The sequence below is a fragment of the Mycobacterium sp. DL592 genome (assembly GCF_011694515.1).
Taxonomy (GTDB): Bacteria; Actinomycetota; Actinomycetes; order Mycobacteriales; family Mycobacteriaceae; genus Mycobacterium.
Map to the genome: position 1 here is coordinate 4,986,361 of NZ_CP050192.1, position 19,985 is coordinate 5,006,345.

Consider the following 19,985-nt stretch of genomic DNA (forward strand, 5'->3'; position numbering starts at 1 on the left):
GAATCCCCAGGCCGCCAACCAAGCGACGCCGTTCGCATGACAGCTAGGCAGGCGACGTGGTGCTGAAGTCGCAGCGAGCTTCGGATGGTTCGCTGCCGGCTGGTGAAAAGTGAGATCAACCCGTGGGTTGTGCGGCGCGCGTGACAGGATTCTTCAGCGTGACGCGTCCCAATTTTCTGGTCATCGTGGCTGACGACCTCGGGTTCTCCGACATCGGCTCATTCGGCGGTGAAATCAACACCCCCAACCTGGATCGCCTGGCCCACGCGGGGATCAGGCTGACTGATTTCCATTCGGCCCCAGCCTGCTCGCCGACGCGGGCGATGCTGCTGACCGGAACCGATCACCACGTCGCCGGGATCGGCACCATGCTCGAGATGGCCGCCCCGGATTTCCGCGGCGCCCCCGGCTACGAGGGATATCTGAACGACCGGGTCGTGGCGCTGCCGGAACTGCTGCGCGACGCCGGCTACCAGACGCTCATGGCGGGCAAGTGGCATCTGGGCAGCACGATGGACAGGTCTCCGTGGGCACGGGGATTCGACCGCTCCTTCGCCCTGTTGCCGGCCGGAGCAAGCCATTACGGCACCGCCGGGGGCGGCGGGTTCTCGGCCGCGCCGACGATGTTCACCGAAGACGATCAGTTCATCACGGTGGGGGAGGACTTCTACTCGTCGGATGCCTATACCGACAAGCTGCTGCAGTATCTCCGCGAACGTCCCGAGGGCAAAGAGGACCAGCCCTTCTTCGCCTACCTGCCTTTCCAGGCGCCGCACTGGCCGCTGCACGCTCCGCGGGAGACCATCGCCGCGTACCACGGTCGCTACAACGCCGGACCGGACGCACTGCGCGAGGAGCGGCTGGCGGCGCTCACCCGACTGGGCCTGTGCCCACCCGACGTCGAGCCGCACCCGGTGGTCGCCGACGGCGCGCCCGAGTGGGCGGAGATGACCGACGAGGAGCGTGCCGTGTCCGCCCGCAACATGGAGGTCTACGCCGCCATGGTGGACAGGATGGACTGGAACATCGGCCGCGTGATTGATTACCTCGACGGTACCGGCGAACTCGACAACACGGTCGTGATCTTTCTGTCGGACAACGGCGCTGAGGGGACGATCGTCGAGGCCATGCCGCTGCGCGGCCCCGAGATCGAAGCGTTCGTCGCCAAGCACTGTGACAACAGCGTGGACAACCTCGGTGCCCCCACCTCCTGGGCCTGGTACGGCCCGCGCTGGGCACAGGCCGCCACCGCCCCCTCGCGGTTGCACAAGGCCTTCACCAGCGAGGGCGGTATCCGGGTGGTGGGCTTCGTCACCTGGCCCGGCTTTTCCCGGCAGGGAGAGATCGGCACGGCGTTCAGCACCGTCATGGACATCGCCCCGACCGTGCTGGAGCTCGCCGGCGCCACGCATCCCGGCACCGAGTACCGGGGTAGGGAGGTGGAGCCGATGCGCGGCCGATCGATGGTGCCTTACCTTTCCGGGCAGACGGACGTGGTGCACGATGCCGACACCGGTACCGGCTGGGAGTTGTTCGGCCGCCGCGCTATTCGGCAGGGCGACTGGAAGGCGCTTCATCTGCCTGCGCCGCACGGCACGGGTACCTGGCAGCTCTATGACCTTTCACGCGATCCCGGCGAGATACACGACCAGGCCGCCTCCCGACCCGACAAACTGGCCGACTTGCTCGAGCTGTGGGACCGCTACGTGGAGGAGAACGGCGTCATCCTCGGGCCCGTGTCGCTCTTCGAGGTCGACGTGGAGGCGCTGTGACCGAGCATGGGATTGGAGCGATGAGCATGGTGACTATTGACCCGCTGTTGGCGGTCGACGCGGAACTCGAAGATTGGGGCCCCAAAGCGGACCCGATCACGGGCAACCCCCGCGAACGAGGGCTGATGCTGCACGAGGACGCGGTCAGCCAGCTTGGGGTGTGGGAGTGCACGCCGGGTTCGTGGAAATCCAGCAAGGACGGCGTCGGCGAACTCATGCACTTCGTCAGCGGGCACGGCTGGATCACCGACAGTGAAGGGTCATGGGAGATCCGTCCTGGGGCCGTGCGATGGTTCCCGGACGGGTGGAGCGGCGAATGGAACGTCGACGAGACGGTGCGCAAAGTGTTCGCCATCATCGTGACACCCGCCGACTGACGATCGCGGGACTCACCTCTCGTTGACACAGCGACCCACGCACCTACATTGGGGAGATGGGGAGTAACCAACGGCGGTGGCGGGCGCGGACAGGTCTGGCGATGACGTGCCTGGCGGCACTGATCGTGTCGAGCGGCGGCATCGGGGTGGCCCAGGCGGACGAACGGACGCCCGTGCCGGGCGCACCTGCCCCGTCGGCCCCAGCAGTGCTCATCGACCTCGGTGATCCCGCCGCGGTAGCCGCCTGGACGACGGTCAACGATCCCGTCATGGGCGGCCGGTCGACCTCGACGGTCACCTTCGGCGACGGTGGCCTCGTGTTCTCGGGCAACATCTCGCTGGACAACAACGGCGGGTTCGCCTCGGCCCGCGGTCCGATCGATCCCGACATCGGGCCCCGGGCAGCAGGTGCACCGTCGCTGAGCGTCCGCGCATTGGGCGACGGCAAGACCTACGTGCTGAAGGTGGAGACGGGCCAGCCTTGGTCCTACATCCAGCGTTTCTCGACAGACCCCGGCGTCCGGCGAACCTACGATCTGCCCGTCGGCGGCTTCGAGCCGGTGGGCAGGTTCCTCGATCCGGTGCCGGCGCCGCCTCTGGACCCGTCGGCGATCAACCGGGTCGGGATCTACATCCTCGATAAGCAGGAAGGCCCGTTCCAACTCGCCGTCAGCGCTATCGACACTTCACGATGAGGATTCCGCGGGGCGCCTAAACTCTTGTGGTGCCAAGAAAACTCACTGACGAAGAAGTCGCGGCTTATCTCGACAGCCGCCCGGGCTGGGCGATACTGACCACCATCGAGACGGACGGATTCCCGCACTCCGTGCCGCTGGGATACTTCCGCCTCGGCCGCGACATCATCATGGGTGTGCGAGATGGCACCCGCAAACTGGCCAACATCGAAAGCAACCCGAACGTGAGTGTCTTGCTCGAAGACGGCTCGACGATGGCCGACATCCGTGGCGTGATGATCCAGGGCCGCGCCCGCGTGGTTCGCGAAGCGGGTGAGGCGCTTGAGCTTGCCAGGGAAGGTGCCCGCGCGCGAGGCGTGCCAGAGCCGGAGTGGCCCACCGCGCCCCGACCGGGCGCCGCCTATATCCGCGTGACCCCGGTGCGAACGCGGTCGTGGGACTACGGAAACCCAACGCCGAACCAGACTTAGCTTCGGCCGGCTGTCGTAGTAGGCAACCTGCTGCGCTGCCTTCGGCCCGAAGGTCCATGCGCTGCAATTGGTATGGGCTGACGACAACGGGCGCTTCCCGTGGGCGGCAGGCTGGGGCCATGGGCGTCACCGCCAGCCCGTCTCAGGGCAGCGTGCGGAGTGGCCGAATACAGCTGCCTGAATCAGCGGGTCGCCGTTGTACATCGCGCGCGTCCGAGTCGAGCGTGGATTGGTCAGGAGTCTCTCCATGACGACGATCTCGGTAGTGTCATCGCCGGACGGCCACACGGCACAGCCCGGGGAGGTGGAATTGCTAGCGAGTTTGAGAAGCGTCGGAGCGTTCCACCGGCTCATCGGCGAGTGGTGGCGTGAGCCGGTCGACTACGCCACGCAGGTGCATTACTTCAGGCGGGCGATGTCGGGTGCAGTGCAAGTCCTGATCGGTTTGGGAACGGGACTCGACGCGGTGCTCTCCGCCGCGATCCTGTTGCCGTCCGCGAGCACCATCGCGTCGCGGGTGGCCGTGGCGTTCTTTGTTGCGCTGCAGGCTTTCTGGTCGTGGGTGTGGTGTTTCCGGTCGTGGCCCTCGCGGCGGATGTCGCTGATGTTCGTCTTCTCCGCAGACTTCGCGATTACCGCGATGGTCTCGCTGGAACCAAATTGGGTACTGGCCGCATTCGGGCTCAGCTTCATGTCCATGCTCTCGGTGTACCTGGTGTTCTTCGACGGCCCGAAAGTGCTGGCGGCCCACATCCTCTGGGCCTTCATCACGATGGCCGGCTTCGTGCTACGGCTCGGCATCGAAGCGCAGGTCGACGTCGTCGAGTTCATCGCGACGGCCCTCGTCCCGCTGGCGCTGGTTCTTGGGACGCCGTTGGGTGTGCAATCCGCGATCTGGGCGTTGCGTAACGACGCCGAGAAGTCGGTCATCGATCCGTTGACAGGACTGTTGAACCGGCGCGGGCTGCATCTGCATGTCGGCGACCTCGTCAGCGACGGCAATTCCCGAGACGCGCACATCGTGGTGATGGTCGTCGATCTGGACCGGTTCAAAGCCGTCAACGACACCTTCGGCCACACGGTCGGAGACGAGGTCCTGATCCGCAGTGCCCGGCGGATCAAGTCCGCGGTTCGCGGCGGTGCGTTGGTTGCCCGCGTGGGCGGTGAGGAATTCGTCGTCGTCGACCTCGCCGAACCTGGACACCCACAGCACGTCACCGAGCGGGTGCTCGCCGCGGTCGCTGCCCCCGACGATCACCCTCCGATTACTGCGAGCGTGGGCGCAACCAGTGTGGCGGTGGCCAGATTCGCCGCGCTGGAGAGCGATCCAGCCACATTGTTGGAAACCATCATCGGGCACGCCGATCAAGCGATGTTCGATGCCAAGCGCCGCGGCGGCAACTCGGCGATCCATGTACCGGCACCTGGTCCGGCGTGATACTTGGATGAGTGACGCGACAGGCTCGCTTCGATCCCCGCCAATTGACAACGGGCGTTGCCAGAAGCTCGTGTCCGCGATAAATTCGCCTCATGACGGTGACTGGTGAGCGTCCGAAGATCCTCCTCGAGGACGTCGACTTCAATCGCCGTGACCATCCCGACCGACCATTGCGGCCCATCCCGCCCGGTCGTGACCACTTCGCCGACCAGTGGCGCCGGATGCGCGAATTCCTGTTTGGGGAGTGGATCGACATCGACAAAGAGGTCCAGCCCAGCGACCTCACCCGGCTGCGTGACGACTATTTCTGGCAGCGCGACGAATACATGATCGGCGCGGTCGACGCGTTCGAGCGCCTCGGTCCCGAGCAGGGTCGCGCGCTGTTCGAGCAGGCGTTGACCCGCGGCATCGACACCCTCGATGATCCGCCGCAAGAGTTCGTCGATCTCTTCGAGCACCTGGATCGGCTGCCTGCGCAGTTCGATCTCGAGTCTGCCGAGCGGGGCCGGATGCTGGCGATGGCGAGCACGTGGGCCGCCACCACGATCATCCGCTCGTGGGCCTTCTACGAAACCGCGATGACGGGTGACATCTCCGCAGCCACCGGTGCCACCGGCCGATTCGCCGACGACGGCCCACGCCGCTTCATCGAAACTGCGCGGGTATTCGCAGCATTCACGCTGCCAGACATCTTCGACCGGCAGTCACAGGCCTTCCAGGACGTGGTGCGGGTGCGGTTGATGCACGCACTGGCCAGCCGCGGCCTCCGCCGCAAATGGGGTGACGACGTCTACCTCAAGTTCGGTGAACCCATCCCCGTGACGTCGCTGCTGGGTTTCGGCAGCGGCATGCTGCTCGGACGTCTCGTCGACCACGCGTTCGGGCGCAAGCTGACGCCGCAGCAACTCGAGGATCTCGCCGAGTATTCGTCGTTTTCCGGCCGGTTGTGGGGAGCCCCGGAACTGCTCCACTCCGAGAACGGCATCGAGCTGATCAAATCGTTGAATTACGTTCTGGCCAGGGGTGGTAACCCGTCGCCGTGGCGCGCCCAGCTGGTCGACGCCATCGCCGGCCCGGCACACCTGACAACCCTGACCGAGGCGCTTCCCGGCTGGGTCAGGAACCTGGTATCCCAGTACGCCAACCAGATCACGGCCAGTATTGCCTTGGCGCCGGCCGGCGTCGTATTCGGCTACCAGCAGATCGAGGCCATGGTGGCCGGCACGCTCTTCGAGCAGCTGGGCTACAACTTCGAGCGCCGGGCGCGATACTTCGCGAACATCACCAAGCTCAACGTCGGTATCGCCATGGTGGCCGACCGACTGCCGTGGTCCAACCCGATCCGTGAGGCCAGGAAGAAGAGCGGGGCGGCCGCGCGTGAGCGAATTGCCATGCTGGACAAGATCGCGCGCGATCTCCAGACCCCGACGACCTACACCCACCACGACCGCTCGACGTCGGGGGAGGGCTTCACCGGCTAGCCGGCCGGACCTCTGCTTGGCCCGAATTCGACCCGAACCGCCCCGTACTACCATCGAGTTCTATGACGGACGAAGCACCTCAACCGGCTTCGGGGCAGGGGCAGGTCGGCGAGATCCCCCCGCTCGACGTCGTCGGCTCTGGGATTCTGCCCCCTGTCGAGGTCGCTGTGCGTCGACGTTTTGGCCTACTCGAGCGGTTCGCGCCCTGGCTGGGATCACGGTGGGCGGTCGAGTTGTGGTGCACTCCACCGGTTCTCGAGTCGGCTCTGCGGATGCCGCCGGGTGTGCCCCCCGGCAGGCCGGTGGAAGCGTTCTGGGATGGGCACCGGGTCGCTGGTGAGGAATGGGGTGAGGGCCCGCCGATATATCTGGTGCACGGGTGGGGCGGGCAGCGCCCGCACCTGGCGATGTTCGTCAAACCGCTGGTGGAAGCCGGGCACCGGGTCATTGCCTTCGACCTGCCCAGCCACAACGAATCCGATCCCGGTGCGCTCGCTCCCGGTCGCACCACCGCCACCGAGTGTGCTGACGCGATCGCGGCCATGATTCAGGCCCATGGACCAGCGCACGGGGTGGTCGCTCACTCACTGGGTGCGAACGCGACTGCTTTGGCGGCGGCGCAGGGCGCACCGGTGGGACGCCTGGTCTTCTTCGCGCCCATGGCAGATTTTCCGCTCTATCTCGACCTGTTCGCCGCACGGCACGGCTTCGGGCGCCGAATCCGGGCGGGACTACACCGTCGGCTGGAAAAACGAATCGCCATGCCTCTGCATGAGACCAATATGACCCGAGTTGGTCGACGGGCCAACTACCCTCCGCTGCTTCTCATCCACGACCCCGACGACCCGGACAGTCCGTACGCCGCGACCGAGCGACTCGCCGCGTCATGGCACGGTGCGCGACTGCTGACCACGCAGGGGCTCGGCCGGTTGGCCCATTACCGCGTCCTGCGCCATCGCCCGGCTATCACTGCCGGGGTGCAGTTCATCGGCGAGCGGTCGGACGACTAGCCCGCGGGTGTCACGTCAAGTCCCGAGCCCTTGATCGACGCCTTGGCCCGAGGCTCGGCGCGCACACTTTTCGTGCCGCGCACGTAACCGGTCGCCGAGATCGACGCCGCGAGCAGCGCGTCCTCGCCCTTGACGAACGGATGGAAGCCGACGCCGGCGCCGCCGCGTCCCTTCACCGGAATGTCTGCGACTTCGGTGACCTTCCAACTCTTTTCCGACACTGACAGGATGGCCTCGCCGTTGCCGCACGACACCGGCAGCGCGGCAATCACCTCGTCGCCCTCGGCGGCCAGCTTCACTCCGGCGACACCGTTGCCCGCCGCGCCCTGCGGATTGACCGCGGCCGGATCGATCCGCAGAACCTTGCCCCGCCGCGTCACCAGCGCCAGGTGGTAACCCACGGGTAACACCCCCGAGCGCACCAGGCCGGTGATGTCGGGCGCCACCGGGATGTCCCGGATCTTGTACGGCAAACCATTTCCGGTCGTGAACTTCACCCGCCCGTCGGACCACACCGCCCAGCCGAGACCGGACGTCAGCAGCTCTCCGTGGCTGTCGGAGAACACGCCGCGATCGTCCAGGCGCCAGGCGGTGTTGACCTTGCGTTCGCGGGCACCGTCCTCGTCGGTGCTGGAGGCCACCGGGGTGGCCTCGGCGTCGAGCACGGTGCGACGGTCGAACTCGGGGCCCTTGAACAGTTTTGCGGTCTCGACGAGCTCCTGGTCGATCACCGCCCGGCGGGCATCCGGGTTGGACACCAGCTCGGTCAACTGGGCGAACTCGGCATCCAGCTTGTCTGCCTCGGCCCGCAGTTCGATGACATCGAGTTTGGTGAGTCGGCGAAGCTGCAGTGCCAGAACGTAATCGGCCTGCACCGCGTCGATCTTGAACCGCTCCTGCAACCCCTGACGGGCCTCGTCGACGGTGTCGGAGCCGCGGATGACGGCGACTGCGGCGTCGATGTCGAGGTGGATGGTCATCAGGCCGGTCACCAGATGCCGGCGGGCGGTGACCTTCTCCAACCGGTACTCGCTTCGGTGCAGCACCACCGAATCGCGCAGCGACAGGAACGCCGCGATCAGCTCACGCACCGACCACCAGCGTGGCACCCGGTTCTCGTCGAGGGCGACCAGGCTGGCGGCGAACGTCGACTCCAGCGGGGTCAGCGCCAGTAGCTGTTCGCGGATCTGCTCGGCATCGTGGCCGCGTTTGGCGGTGACCACGATCCGCAGCCCGTTGCGTCGGTCGGTGAGGTCCGACATGTCGGCCACCCCGGACATTTCACCGGACTCGACCAGGGCCCGGATCCGTTCCTGCACAGTGTTACTCGCCACGCCGGGCGGTAGTTCGGTGATGATGCAGTTCTTGCCGTCGACCGAGACCGTGCCGCGGACGGTGAACGCCCCGCGGCCGGTGGTGATGTACTCCCGCAGTCCGGCCGTGCCGACGACGGTGGACCCGCATCCCCAGTCCGGCCCGGGGATGAGTTTCACCAGCCGGTCGTCGGTCATGTTCGGGGTCTTCAGCAGGGCCCGGCACGCGGCCATGATCTCGCGGGGGTTGTGTGCGGGCACCTTGGTGGCCCATCCCTCGGCGATGCCGACGGCGCCGTTGCACAGCAGTACCGGCCACTGGGCCGGCAGCATCGTCGGCTCGGTCCACTCGCCGTCGAACGTCGGCACCATCGGTACGGCATGGTCGTCGAGTTCGGCGGTCAGGGCCGCGCCGGGTGGCGACAGCCGCATCTCGGTGTAGCGATCGGCGGCGGGGATGTCACCTTGAATACGCGGGAATGCGCCCTGTCCGTCAATGACTTTCACGCGCTGAAACTCGGCGGCCATCAGCGCGGCCGCCCCGTACATCGAGGCGCCGCCGTGGGGGTGCAGGTTGCCGGTGACCGCCGAGCAGACCTTCGACGACTTCTGCGGCTTGTTGCCGGGCAGCAACTTCGACTCGTGCATCTGATAGAGCAGACGCCGCTGGCCGGGTTTGAGCCCGTCGAACGCCGACGGGATGGCGCGGTCGCTGACGCTGTAGAGCGCGAAGGTCAGCTGATAGTGGTTCCAGTAGTCATCGGCGCTCTGGTCGAGCACCAGGTCGGGGTTCTGCTCGGGGATGTCGAGGGTAGCGGTCACGAGATACTCCTAGTCGAGGTCCAGCGCGGAGGTGTCGACACGGGCGGCGATATCGGCCATCCACGTGCGTCGGCCCTCGGGCGGCCCGCCGAACAACGTGTGGTGCAGGTTCATCTCGCTGTGGTCAAGGTGGACGCGAATCACTGTGCGCCGCTGGGGATCCAGCACCGTGTTCCAGAAGTCGTCGGCGTCCATCTCACCGAGGCCCTTGTTGCGCTGAACTTCCACCCGCTTCTTGGAGGTCGCCTTCAGCTGGGCCACCGCCGCGTCACGCTCGGACTCGTCCTGGCAGTAGATCCGCTCGTCACCGTTCTTCACCACGAACAGCGGCGGCAGCGTCACGTAGACCATGCCGGCCGCCACGAGCGGACGGTAGAAGTCCAGAAACATCGAGATCAGGCTCGAGTTGATGTTGCCGCCGTCGGGATCGGCGTCGGAGGCGAACAGGATCCGGTCATAGCGGCACTGCTCGGGGTCGCAGTTGTCGCGCACGCCGCAGCCCAGGATGCGTTCGATCGAATCGAACTCGTCTTTGGCCCGTGCCTTGCTCAGGGCGTACCCGTAGACGTTGGGCGGCTTGCCTTTCAGTGGGTAAGCCGCCTGAAAGGTGGCGTCGCGCGCGGCCTTGATGGTGCCCAGCGCTGAGTCGCCCTCGCAGAGGAACAGTTCGGCACCTGAGCCGCGCCCGGTTTCCCTGCTGGGCAACAACTTCGGTGGCAGCGACAGATTGGTGCCGAGCCCTTTGGCTTTCGATGCCGCGCGGGAGCGTGCCTTGGCGCCTTCAGCGCTGCGCCGCGCCCGCGCGAACTCCAGTGCCAGCTTCGTCCACAGCGACACGACCTCACCGTTGGCCGGATTCGCGGCCCACACGGTGACGCTGCGCGCCACATCCGGTGCCATCGCCAGGTTTAGTGACCGCGACGACACCGCTGTCTTGGCCTGGGAGTCCCACGACACGTCGGGTGCGCGGGTGTCGACGGCCAGGGCGGTCACGGCCGCGAAATCCTGTGGCTCCGGGCCTTCTTCGCCTTTGGCCAGGCCGAGGTCGCGGATGCGCGATGCCCGGTCGGACAGGGCCTCGGATAGCCCTTTCATGGCCGCGGTCAGGTGCGAGCCGCCGCCGGGGGTGCGCACCGTGTTGCAGAACGCGGCCACCGTCGCCGGCTCGGCGGGACCTGCCGTCAGTGACCACCGAAACGGTGTCGGTCCGCGCCCGGTGGTGTACTCGCCACGGCCCTCGACGACAGCCCGCACCGTCGGTGCGGGGTTGCCGGCCGCGGTGCACATGAGGTCGAGCAGCGTGTCGGTACCCCAGGGGCCGTTGAACGCCTCGAGCAAGGCCGGCGGGACCTCGTCGCCCGGCCAGCCTTCGTCGACGACGATCAGGTGCACGCCAGGAGACATCCGCGCCGCGGCGTGGGCGCGCAGCAGCACTTCGGCGATGTCGATGCTGGAGTCCGGTACGACCGCGGTGTCGAACAGGATGCGCACTTCGGTGCCCTGCGCGTCGGGCTTTCGGTTGCTGATGCCGCGCAGCTTCTGGGTGTCGGCGCGGGTGAACGGCGCGTCCGGATCGAAGTCCCGGCCCCCGGAGCCCTCGAACACGCCGGGGTAGCCGCGGCCGAAGCTCTGCAGGTAGGTCTTTCCGGCCCGGCGGACCGTGACGTCGGTGCGGGCGGAGATGAAGACCGCTGCCGCGGCGCCGATTCCGTTCAGCCCTGCCCCGGTGCTGGTGGCGTCGGCGTGTGCGGAGAACTTCCCACCGGCCCGGGCGGTGCCCAGCGTCTTGACGATGCCGTTCTTCCCGGTCGTCGGATCGGTGTCGACCGGCAGACCCCGCCCGTCGTCAGCGACGCTGACCGAGCCGTCGCCGTGCAGGGTGATCGTGACGCACGAGCCGCCGTGACTGGGGTCGGCCACCTCTTCCACGGCGTTGTCGATCAACTCGCGCAATGCGGTATTCAGGACGTCCAGACCCAGGTTCACCGCCGGCCGCAGGCGGGTGTGCTGGACATCATCGAGCTCGGTGATGTCAGCAGCGGTGTAACTCACAACTCGTCCTCTCCACCGGTTGGGGCGCCGGTGGAATGGTAGACGCCAGGTCCGACTTTCTTGTGTATCCGCAGGTCACGCGTGGCGGTTGTGATTGCAGGCTTTGGTCTTTCACGCGGCGAACCGCTGAGGCAGAACCCGACGGCTACCGCTCAGACGCCGGCCGCCGCGTCGATACGTTCACGAATCAGATCGGCATGCCCGCAATGGCGGGCTGCTCTGTTGCGCCGCACCCATGTCCCAGATAAGTCATCGGCTGTCGCCCCTTCACAGGGCACGATGGAACGCATGGACGTCTTAGTGGTCGGGGCCGGACCCGCCGGTATGGCGTTGGCCGCAGCGTGCGGAAAGCTCGGACTGGATGTCGGATTGCTCGACCCGAATCCGGACCGGCCCTGGGTCGCCACCTACGGGATGTGGGTCCCGGAGCTCCCGGCTGACCTGCCCGCTTCCGTCGTGGCAGCGCGGGCCGCCGGCCGGGCGATCGCCATCACCGAACACCGGCTGGGCTGGGAGTACGCCGTCCTCGACATCGACGCGCTTCGGGCGCACCTGGCCGACCAGTTCATGGGGGTGACGGTGCACGCCGGGCGTGCGGTCGGATCACCGGAGCGCGGCGTGGTCGCCCTGGCCGACGGATCGACGCTGCGGGCCGCGGTCGTCGTGGACGCCGCCGGACGATGGCGCCCGCTGGATCCCACCCCGTCGCGCCGAGTGCCCGCCGAACAGACGGCGTACGGGCTGATCCTGCCCGAGGAATCGGTCACCGCGCTCGTCGCCGCCGACGAGGCACTGTTCATGGACTGGCGCGCTGACCACGGTGAGCCCGGTTGGCCGACGTTCCTCTACGTCGTCCCCCTGGGCCAAGGCCAGATACTCGTGGAAGAGACCTCACTCGCGCGCCGGCCCGGGCTGCCGTTGTCGACCCTGCGTCGCCGGCTCCACGCTCGGCTGGCACACCACGGCATCGCGGTACCCAATGATGCACGCTCGGAAAAGGTTTCGTTTCGCGTCGACCATCCGCGGCACTCCGGATCCACCGTCCTCGGCTTCGGTGCGGCCGCTCCGCTGATCCATCCGGCAACCGGATTCAGTGTGGCCGCATCGCTACACCTCGCCCCCAGGGTTGCGGCTGCGATCGCCGCGCACCTGCCGGGCGACCCCGACGGTGCGCTCGCCGCAGCCCACGCCACCGTCTGGTCACCGTCGGCGAAAGTGATCCACCGCGTTCGCCAGATCGGCCTGGAAGCGCTGCTGCGGATGCCGGGTGATGAGGTGGCCGCCTTCTTCGAGCAGTTCTTCGCGTTGCCCGAGGCCCACCGGTGGGCCTACCTGACCGGCCGCGATGACGTGGCAGGCACCATCGCGGCGATGGCATCACTGTTCCGCGAGTCGGACTGGCGCATGCGCCGCCACCTCGTCCTGCCGGCACTCATGCGCCCGCTGCCCACTAACGACCAGGCCGGTGTCCCGGTACAGACGTAGTCACGGATGCAGGTTCCACTGTCCGCAATCTGAGGCCAGCACGTCGCTGACGTCGACCTCGAGCCCGCCGACGACCGGACCGGGATTCGACGCGGTGCTCACGATGCGCTGATACAGGACGGCAGCGGGGTAGACCTGGCCGCCTGACCACGACCGCGTCTGCCACGCCCAGACGTGACCGGGCGACTGGGAACGGCCGATCACCCCGTCGGCGGCTGCCCACTGGCACGGGTTGATACCGCCGTAGATGCCGGTGCGCTGGACGCCGATCACCGAATTGATTCCGCGAAACCATTGCAGCGCAACGTTGTTCCAGGTGTCCCGGTTGATGTCGTCGTCGACGCTGAAGAAGATCGGCGCGCCCTGACCGCCGCCGGCGGCGGTGTGTAGCTGCCAGGCGGTACGCGCGTCGGCGACGCCGCCGGCATATCCGCGGGTGAAGTCCGACGGTGCGGTCCCGCCGGGCTTGCCGTACTGGTAATTGCTGACGATGACCAGTCCCGCGGCGGTCAGCGACTGCGCATACGGCAGGGTGATGGGCTTGGCGCCGAAGGTCGAGCCGGGCCGCGACGTCGAGACGTAATTGATGACCCCGGCGTGGCCTGCCGCCCGGATGTCCTGCGCCGGGATCTGACGCATGGCGAAGTCGATCAGCGTGGGAGCGGCCGCCGACGCCACAGGTGTGCCGGCACCGGCCGCGGCACCCAGCCCGGCCGCCAACGCCGACCCCGCGGCGGCGTAGCGCAGCGCGTCACGCCGCGAAATCGGGCGTGACGACCGCAGATCGGTGGTTCGAGGCGAGTCCGACACCGCGCGACCCTAACAACGCGCCGGCTGCAATCCGGGTAGCGACAGGCCGGCCGTGTCCGGTTCGCGATCGAGGTGACGCGCAATCGAAACGCCGTCTACTGTCAATCGGTGAGCGCGCGTTTTGAAGAGCTGGGCTGGCAGCAGACCCCGAAGGGCGTCATCAGCCTGCGCCGGCGATTCGACCCCACCGTGCGCGCCGACGTGTTCGAGGTCAAACTCGGCGACGAGCATCTGATGTCGAGCCTGTTCACCGTCGCCGAAAAGGAGCTGGCACGGCTCGGCCTGGCGCGAACCCCGGGGACCGCGCTCGACGTGGTCGTCGGTGGCCTCGGCCTCGGCTACACCGCCCAGGAAGCATTGCACTGCAATCGAATTCGAACCGTCACCGTCGTCGAGTACTCCGATGCCGTCATCGACTGGCACCAGCGCGATCTGCTCCCCGATACCGTCGGCCTGGCCGCCGACGATCGGGTCACGCTCGTCTGCGCGGACTTCTTCGGGGCTGCCACCGGTGCGGTCGGATTCGACCCGCACACCCCCGGCCGCACCTATGACGCGATCCTGCTCGACATCGACCACTCGCCGCGACATCTGCTCCACGACCCGCACGCCGACTTCTACACCCGCGACGGTCTGGAGGCCGTGTCCACCAAGCTCGCCCCCGGTGGAGTGTTCGCGATGTGGTCCGACGATCCCCCCGACGAGGAGTTCAGCGCAGACCTGGCCGCCGTCTTCGACGACGTCGAGGCCGCGACCGTCTGGTTCGACAACCCCATTACCCGAGGTCAGTCGGCCGCGACGATCTACCTGGCGACCCGCCCTAACCGCGGAATCGAGCGGGCTGCCGCCGAAAGCCGGGTCACGCAAACCGCCACTGCACCAACCGCTTCGCGTCGGACCGTCGATGGGTAGACACGCGCTGGCGCTGCTCGCAGCTCTCGATATCGCCTGCTCCGATGTCGAGCAGCTCAGCCAGACGACCGCCGAACTGTTTCAGACATATCCGACCGTGCGGTGATCACCAGATTCCCAGGTCTTGCCGACTCGACCCGCGTCCGGGTCCTCGCCGAGATGGGTAACGACCGGACGCGAGTGGCTGATACCCGCGCCTTGAAGGTCTACGCCGGAGCCCTCTGACATTGCCAGGCCACGGTCAGACGCGAACCTGCTCACGCTGCCACCGCACAGAAAACACTTGACTCTTAATCACATCGGAGGTCTAGGGAATGGAGACGGCTCGGTTCCTGTCTCGCTGGTGCCAGCCTGGCGGTGTCAGGTCTTCGATGATGATCATGGGCGGGTTATAGGAACGCGTCGCGGTGGTTGATTGCCCAGTCGAGGTAGCTGGTGGGCTCGCGGCTGGTGATTTCGTGAACCGCCGGGGTGACGATGGCCTGCTCGGTTGTTTCGAAGGCCCATTGGCTCATGAGGAGGTCGAGGTACTCGGGTGGCAGTACCTGGCCGTAGAGTGTGCGCGCTTCTGACTCTGAGAGCACGGTGATTTCGATGGGATCAGTGATGGCTTGGCTGATGAGGCCAACTTGGTCTCGCATGGTCAAGGAGTCCGGCCCGCTGAGGACGATCTTCTCTCCGTCGAGTTGTGCAGTGGTGATGGCACGTACGGCTACAGCGGCGATATCTTCATCGGCTATCGGGGCCTGCTGGGATTCCGGGAAGGGAAGGCCAACATCGCGGTGTTCGCGAATTTGTTTGGCCCAAAAGCGAATTGCGTTGCGAGCGAACGCGCCGGGCCGCAAGCATACAGTGGCGAAGCCGCCGTCGGCGAACGCGTTTTCGACGGCGAGGTGACGCTGCTTGTTGTATTCGACGAACGGTTCGTGGCGAGTGGTGTCGATCGTGGACAGCACGACCACCTTGTTAACGCCGGCGGCTTTGAACTCTTCGGCCAGTCCCGGCAAAGCGTCTGGCTGCGCGAAGCTGTAAAGGAAGACGGTTTCGACACCGTCAAGGGCGCGCCGCATCGTGTGGGGCTGACTGAGATCGCTTGAGAACGTTTGCAGCCATGGCCACCGTTGCGGATCGGGTCGGCGACATGTCGCGCGGACCTCAACACCGGTGTCGCGCAGCTGATTGATGATGCTGGATCCCACGCCCCCGGCGGCCCCGGTTATCAGTACCGGCATTTCGTCATGTCCTTTCCTTCAGGGTCAGACTCGACCCTAAGAGACATGCTGTATAAGCACCAATCATGAATACCCATAGATAATATTCGCGATATGAATCTTTCGGGCGTTGATCTCAACCTCCTTGTCGTGCTCCACGCGGTTCTAGAGGAACGCAGCGCCACCAGGGCCGCAGCACGGTTGCACCTGACTCAGCCGGCGGTCTCGAATGCGCTGGCGCGTCTGCGTGTGCTGTTGGGTGATCCGTTAGTGGTGCGCGGCGGTCGAGGCCTTAGTCCGACTCCTGCCGCGCTGGCAATCCAACCTCGACTCGATGCCGCACTGCGCCTCGTCGAAGGCATAGTGCGCGATCTTGACGACTTCGATATGGCGACGACAACCCGAGAGTGGGTTGTAGCCTTCGCCGATCTGTACGGGCCACTCGTCCTGCCTGGGCTTGACCGCCGGCTGCAGCGGGACGCACCCCGGTCCCGGATTCGCGTTGCGGCGTTGGATCGCATCAGCGTTGTCGATGCCCTAGCGACCGGCGAGATTGATTTGTATCTAGGGATACCCACAACCGTCCCGTCAGCGTGGCACTCAGAACCTGTTTTCACCGACGACCTTGTCGGTGTCATCGCCGCCCACCATCCCGACGCCAACAGTGGCATGACACTCGACCGCTTCGTCGAGCTACCCCACGCCCACGTCCGGATCAGCCCGGGCCGAGGGCGCGAAGTCGACGACGCTCTGGCTCGTCTCGGTTATACGCGACGCATCTATCTCACCGTGTCGCACTACAGCTCGCTATTCCCCGTCGTCGAAAACGGTCACTGCATCGCGATTGCCCCCCGCCGCCTAGCCCAATACCACGCACGCATGTCAGCAATCACCCTCTTCGAGCTACCACTTGCGCTACCGACCTACGACGTCCAACTGTTCTGGCACGAGCGGGTTGACAACGACCCAGGGACCGCAGCCCTCCGCAACATCCTCCGGGAAGTCCTTGACGCCAAATCATCCGAAATCGAAAACCCGTCGCCCGACTCGCGGGCCGTCGCCCCAGGCCGTGTGCCCTAGGGCCGTCTCGTTTCTCGTCTCAGCGCGAGTGCCCCGAATCTTCGATCTCGATGGGGATTAGACGTGTGCAGCACCCCAACAGCGTCGCCAGCCTCGCGCAGGCCCCTACTCGCCCGGCCGCACGCCCAGATGCACGGTGGCGAACCCGGTGCTCAGCGACACATACCGGGCATTGACGAAGCCCGATTCCTGCATCAGGTCGCGCAATCCGTCACGGGAGAGCCAGGTGCGGATCGAGTCGGCGGTGTAGTGGTGGGCGTCGCGATGCCACGCCACGGCCCAGCCCACCCGCGGCATCAGGGTGAAGTAGAAGAAGTCGTGGATGCTTTTGAGCACCTTCGAGGTCGGCGTGCTGAAGTCGAGTACCACCAACCGCCCACCGGGCCGCAGGACGCGGTGGAACTCGCGCAGCGCCTGGCCGCGGTCGGCGACGTTGCGCAGCCCGAACCCGATCGTGACGATGTCGAACGACGTATCCGGGAATTTCAGGTCCATGGCGTCGCCCTCTTGGAAGTCGATGACCGCGGGCGTCCGCTTCCGGGCCACGTCCAACATCGGAGTGCACGAGTCGACGCCGATGACCTCACCCGTCGGCCCGACCACCGCCGCTTCCAGGAACGCCAGGTCACCGGTCCCGGTTGCAACGTCGAGCACCCGTTCGCCCGGGCGCAGCGCGCACAGGTCCATGGTCCGCCGCTTCCACAGTCGGTGCAGCCCGAACGTCCAGAAGTCGGTCATCAGGTCGTAGCGTTTCGCCAGAGCCGAGAACAGATCCTTGACGTAGCCGCTCTTGGCCTCGTCGGACTTATCCCATTGCCGTGTTTCCATCGACCGCTCCTTCGAACACCCCGGGTGTGACGACCCCCGAATGAACAGGGCCGTCGAATACACCACGAGCGAGCCTAGCGAAAGGTTCACACCCCCACCGGCGAATGTGCGCGACCCCGGGCTAACTGCCGTACAAGCCCAGCGCCCGAGCCGTGTCGGTGGCGATCTCGCCGCTCAGCGTCACCACCGGTGGACCGCCGCGCTGGTGGATGACGTTCGCCAGGACGATCACGTAGGTATCCGAGCCCGGGTCGATCCACAGTGTGGTTCCGGTGAACCCGCCCTGGCCGAAGCTGCCGATGGGAAAGATCATCCCGCGCGGCCTGGACAGCGCGGTGTCGATATCCCAGCCGAGGCCGCGCAGGTTCTGCCCTGCGATAGCCGGATAGTGTTCGGCGAGAAGGGGATTGGATCGGGTGTTCGCGAGGTCCTGCCGGGCCGCTGCGTTGGCCGCGTCGAGCTGGCCGTCGGTGTGGCCGGGCTGCTGCGGCGTCGTCATCAACTCCGCAGTCTGCTGTGTCAGCGGAAACCTGCTCGGCCGGCCGGCGAGACGATCGAGCAGGGCCTGGGCATAGAGGCCGAGATCCCGGACCGTCGAGAACACACCGGCGCTACCGGCCACCCCACCCATGCGGCGCGCGGTCGGGTCGTGCACGGTGCCGCGGAGCAGCCGGTCGAAGTCGGGGTTGATGCCCGGGGTGTCCTCGTCGTGGGCAGTCGGTGCGATGCGGCTCAGGAGATCTGTGTTCCAGCTACCTTCAGGACAGTCCGCGACACGAGGTGCGGTCGGATCGAAAGCGATTGCCGTACCGACGATCCGGTGCTGACCGCAAGCTTTGTCCGCTGGAAGATACCGGGTGTCGCGCATGTCGAGCGGCTCGAACACATTGCGCGCGACGTAGACGTCTTCAGGTTCGCCGGTGACCTTCTCGACAAGTGCGCCCAGGATGATGAAACCGATGTCGGAGTAGTGGAACAGCGCGCCGGGCTGGAAGGCCAGTGGCGTGGCGAGCGCACGGCGGATGCCTTCCTGCTTGTCGGCGGGGTCCAGTCCCCACGGACCTCCCATGCTCAGATCGCCCGCCAGACCGGAGGTGTGGGTGAGCAACATCCGTAGCGTCACCCGAGCCCGGCGGGGGTCATTGGCCGGGTTGAACTCGGGTAGGTAGGTCTGCACCGCTTCATCGATGCGAACGGCGCCCCGTTCGTAGAGCTGAAGGACCGCTGTCGCGGTGGCGAGGCTCTTCGTTATGGACGCGAGGTCGAAGACGGTGTCCTCGGTCATCGGCTCAGCCGGTGCCGGCGTCCCGTCCAGCCCCGGCTCGCCGGGCAGCTTGCGCACGCCGAACGCCTGGCGGAACACCACATTGCCGCCGTGCCCGACCTGGACGACAGCGCCGGGCATGCGGGGCGCGGCAATCGCATCGGTGACCAGGCGGGCGACGGCGGTGAAATCACCCGCGGGCACGACGGGCAAGGGCGGCGCGGGGGTGGTGGCCGGCGCGGACCTCGTCGTCTCGGTGGCAGTCGTGGTGGGCGCCGAGTGTCCTCCACACGACGGGATGGCGGCGACGGCCAGCACCACCAGTCCCACCGCGACGCGGCGAGCGACCCGCGAGCCTGACGCCATCATTCGACGGTAGCTACCGCCGCGGCACGTACCGCAGCGCCACTGCGCCTGACGCGTACTCCAGCCGGTCGACGAGCTCTAAGTCGACGTACTTCGACAAACCCGCGAACAGCGTCGGGCCGTGACCGGCCAGCCGCGGATGCACTACGAACTCGTATTGGTCGATCAGCCCCAACTCGACCAGTGCTTGCGGAAGCTGCACGCCGCCGGTCAGCAGTCCGTTACCCGGCTCCTGCTTGAGTCGCCGGACGGCCTCACCCAGGTCGCCGCGCACCAGTTCGGCGTTCCAATCCACCCGATCGAGCGTCGACGACACGACGTACTTCTTCGCCGCGTGGATCGTCCGGGCGAACGGCTGCGTCCAGGCGGGCATCGACTGGGCAGACGCCGGTAGCCGCCACGCGGTCTCCATCATGTCGTAGGTCACCCGGCCGAACAGCAGGGCGTCGGCCCACTGCAGGTTCTCGATCGCGCGATGATGCAACTCCTCGTCCGGCATCCCCGCACGATGGTCACAGCACCCGTCCAGGGTGATGTTGATGGAATATCGGAGCGGACGCATCAGGCAGCCCTCCTGCTGGTCGATGGTCGGTGTTGAC

Annotated in this window: 18 protein-coding genes; 11 read left to right on the top strand and 7 right to left on the bottom strand. The window is 66.6% G+C overall.

Annotated features, from left to right (window positions below):
- Positions 1-158 precede the first annotated feature (158 nt).
- From HBE64_RS23860 to HBE64_RS23895, 8 genes are all read left to right on the top strand, one after another.
- Positions 159-1,772: an arylsulfatase gene (locus HBE64_RS23860; protein WP_167108115.1), complete on the top strand. Its 1,614-nt coding sequence runs from the start codon at positions 159-161 to the stop codon at positions 1,770-1,772.
- Between the two features lie 20 nt (positions 1,773-1,792).
- On the top strand, positions 1,793-2,149 hold the full coding sequence (locus HBE64_RS23865) for a cupin domain-containing protein (protein ID WP_167108118.1): 357 nt from the start codon (positions 1,793-1,795) through the stop codon (positions 2,147-2,149).
- Positions 2,150-2,205: 56 nt separating this feature from the next.
- Positions 2,206-2,844, top strand: coding sequence for a CIA30 family protein (locus HBE64_RS23870; protein WP_243841437.1), 639 nt, complete (start codon positions 2,206-2,208; stop codon positions 2,842-2,844).
- A 29-nt stretch (positions 2,845-2,873) separates the two neighbouring features.
- Positions 2,874-3,314, top strand: coding sequence for a pyridoxamine 5'-phosphate oxidase family protein (locus HBE64_RS23875; RefSeq protein WP_167108121.1), 441 nt, complete (start codon positions 2,874-2,876; stop codon positions 3,312-3,314).
- Between the two features lie 67 nt (positions 3,315-3,381).
- A complete protein-coding gene (locus HBE64_RS23880) occupies positions 3,382-3,495 on the top strand; it encodes a hypothetical protein (RefSeq protein ID WP_243841438.1) in 114 nt (37 codons plus the stop codon).
- Positions 3,496-3,561: 66 nt separating this feature from the next.
- The gene (locus tag HBE64_RS23885; RefSeq protein WP_167108124.1) at positions 3,562-4,752 is read left to right on the top strand and encodes a diguanylate cyclase; all 1,191 of its coding nucleotides are present in this window, start codon (positions 3,562-3,564) and stop codon (positions 4,750-4,752) included.
- 92 nt (positions 4,753-4,844) lie between these two features.
- On the top strand, positions 4,845-6,233 hold the full coding sequence (locus HBE64_RS23890; protein WP_167108127.1) for an oxygenase MpaB family protein: 1,389 nt from the start codon (positions 4,845-4,847) through the stop codon (positions 6,231-6,233).
- Between the two features lie 62 nt (positions 6,234-6,295).
- Positions 6,296-7,243 (top strand): alpha/beta fold hydrolase, encoded by a 948-nt coding sequence (locus HBE64_RS23895; RefSeq protein ID WP_167108130.1) that lies wholly within the window; start codon positions 6,296-6,298, stop codon positions 7,241-7,243.
- Here the strand turns inward: HBE64_RS23895 and HBE64_RS23900 are convergent.
- Complete coding sequence (locus HBE64_RS23900; RefSeq protein WP_167108133.1) at positions 7,240-9,378, bottom strand: DNA gyrase subunit A; 2,139 nt, start codon at positions 9,376-9,378, stop codon at positions 7,240-7,242. The two genes, HBE64_RS23895 and HBE64_RS23900, sit on opposite strands and share 4 nt — an antisense overlap.
- Before the next feature lie 9 nt (positions 9,379-9,387).
- The gene (locus HBE64_RS23905) at positions 9,388-11,430 is read right to left on the bottom strand and encodes a toprim domain-containing protein (RefSeq protein WP_167108136.1); all 2,043 of its coding nucleotides are present in this window, start codon (positions 11,428-11,430) and stop codon (positions 9,388-9,390) included.
- A 288-nt stretch (positions 11,431-11,718) separates the two neighbouring features.
- Between HBE64_RS23905 and HBE64_RS23910 the strand changes: the two genes are divergently transcribed.
- Positions 11,719-12,915: a lycopene cyclase family protein gene (locus HBE64_RS23910; protein ID WP_243841439.1), complete on the top strand. Its 1,197-nt coding sequence runs from the start codon at positions 11,719-11,721 to the stop codon at positions 12,913-12,915.
- Here HBE64_RS23910 and HBE64_RS23915 read toward each other — a convergent pair whose 3' ends face one another.
- Positions 12,916-13,680: a DUF1906 domain-containing protein gene (locus tag HBE64_RS23915; RefSeq protein ID WP_167109585.1), complete on the bottom strand. Its 765-nt coding sequence runs from the start codon at positions 13,678-13,680 to the stop codon at positions 12,916-12,918.
- Between the two features lie 153 nt (positions 13,681-13,833).
- Here HBE64_RS23915 and HBE64_RS23920 point away from each other — a divergent pair, with 153 nt between their 5' ends.
- The gene (locus HBE64_RS23920; RefSeq protein WP_243841440.1) at positions 13,834-14,637 is read left to right on the top strand and encodes a spermidine synthase; all 804 of its coding nucleotides are present in this window, start codon (positions 13,834-13,836) and stop codon (positions 14,635-14,637) included.
- 389 nt (positions 14,638-15,026) lie between these two features.
- On the opposite strand, the gene HBE64_RS23925 is transcribed toward HBE64_RS23920, so the two are convergent.
- Complete coding sequence (locus tag HBE64_RS23925) at positions 15,027-15,869, bottom strand: SDR family oxidoreductase (protein ID WP_167108142.1); 843 nt, start codon at positions 15,867-15,869, stop codon at positions 15,027-15,029.
- 93 nt (positions 15,870-15,962) lie between these two features.
- Here HBE64_RS23925 and HBE64_RS23930 point away from each other — a divergent pair, with 93 nt between their 5' ends.
- The gene (locus HBE64_RS23930) at positions 15,963-16,928 is read left to right on the top strand and encodes a LysR family transcriptional regulator (RefSeq protein WP_167108145.1); all 966 of its coding nucleotides are present in this window, start codon (positions 15,963-15,965) and stop codon (positions 16,926-16,928) included.
- Positions 16,929-17,033: 105 nt separating this feature from the next.
- On the opposite strand, the gene ubiE is transcribed toward HBE64_RS23930, so the two are convergent.
- The 3 genes from ubiE to HBE64_RS23945 all read right to left on the bottom strand — a co-directional run bounded on the left by ubiE (position 17,034) and on the right by HBE64_RS23945 (position 19,948).
- Positions 17,034-17,756 carry a bifunctional demethylmenaquinone methyltransferase/2-methoxy-6-polyprenyl-1,4-benzoquinol methylase UbiE gene (gene ubiE, locus HBE64_RS23935; RefSeq protein WP_167108148.1) on the bottom strand — a complete coding sequence of 241 codons (723 nt, stop codon included), beginning with the start codon at positions 17,754-17,756 and terminating at the stop codon, positions 17,034-17,036.
- Between the two features lie 121 nt (positions 17,757-17,877).
- Positions 17,878-19,389, bottom strand: a complete 1,512-nt coding sequence (locus tag HBE64_RS23940) for a serine hydrolase (protein ID WP_167108151.1) — start codon at positions 19,387-19,389, stop codon at positions 17,878-17,880.
- Between the two features lie 10 nt (positions 19,390-19,399).
- Positions 19,400-19,948, bottom strand: a complete 549-nt coding sequence (locus HBE64_RS23945) for a dihydrofolate reductase family protein (RefSeq protein WP_167108154.1) — start codon at positions 19,946-19,948, stop codon at positions 19,400-19,402.
- Between the last annotated feature and the right edge of the window lie 37 nt (positions 19,949-19,985).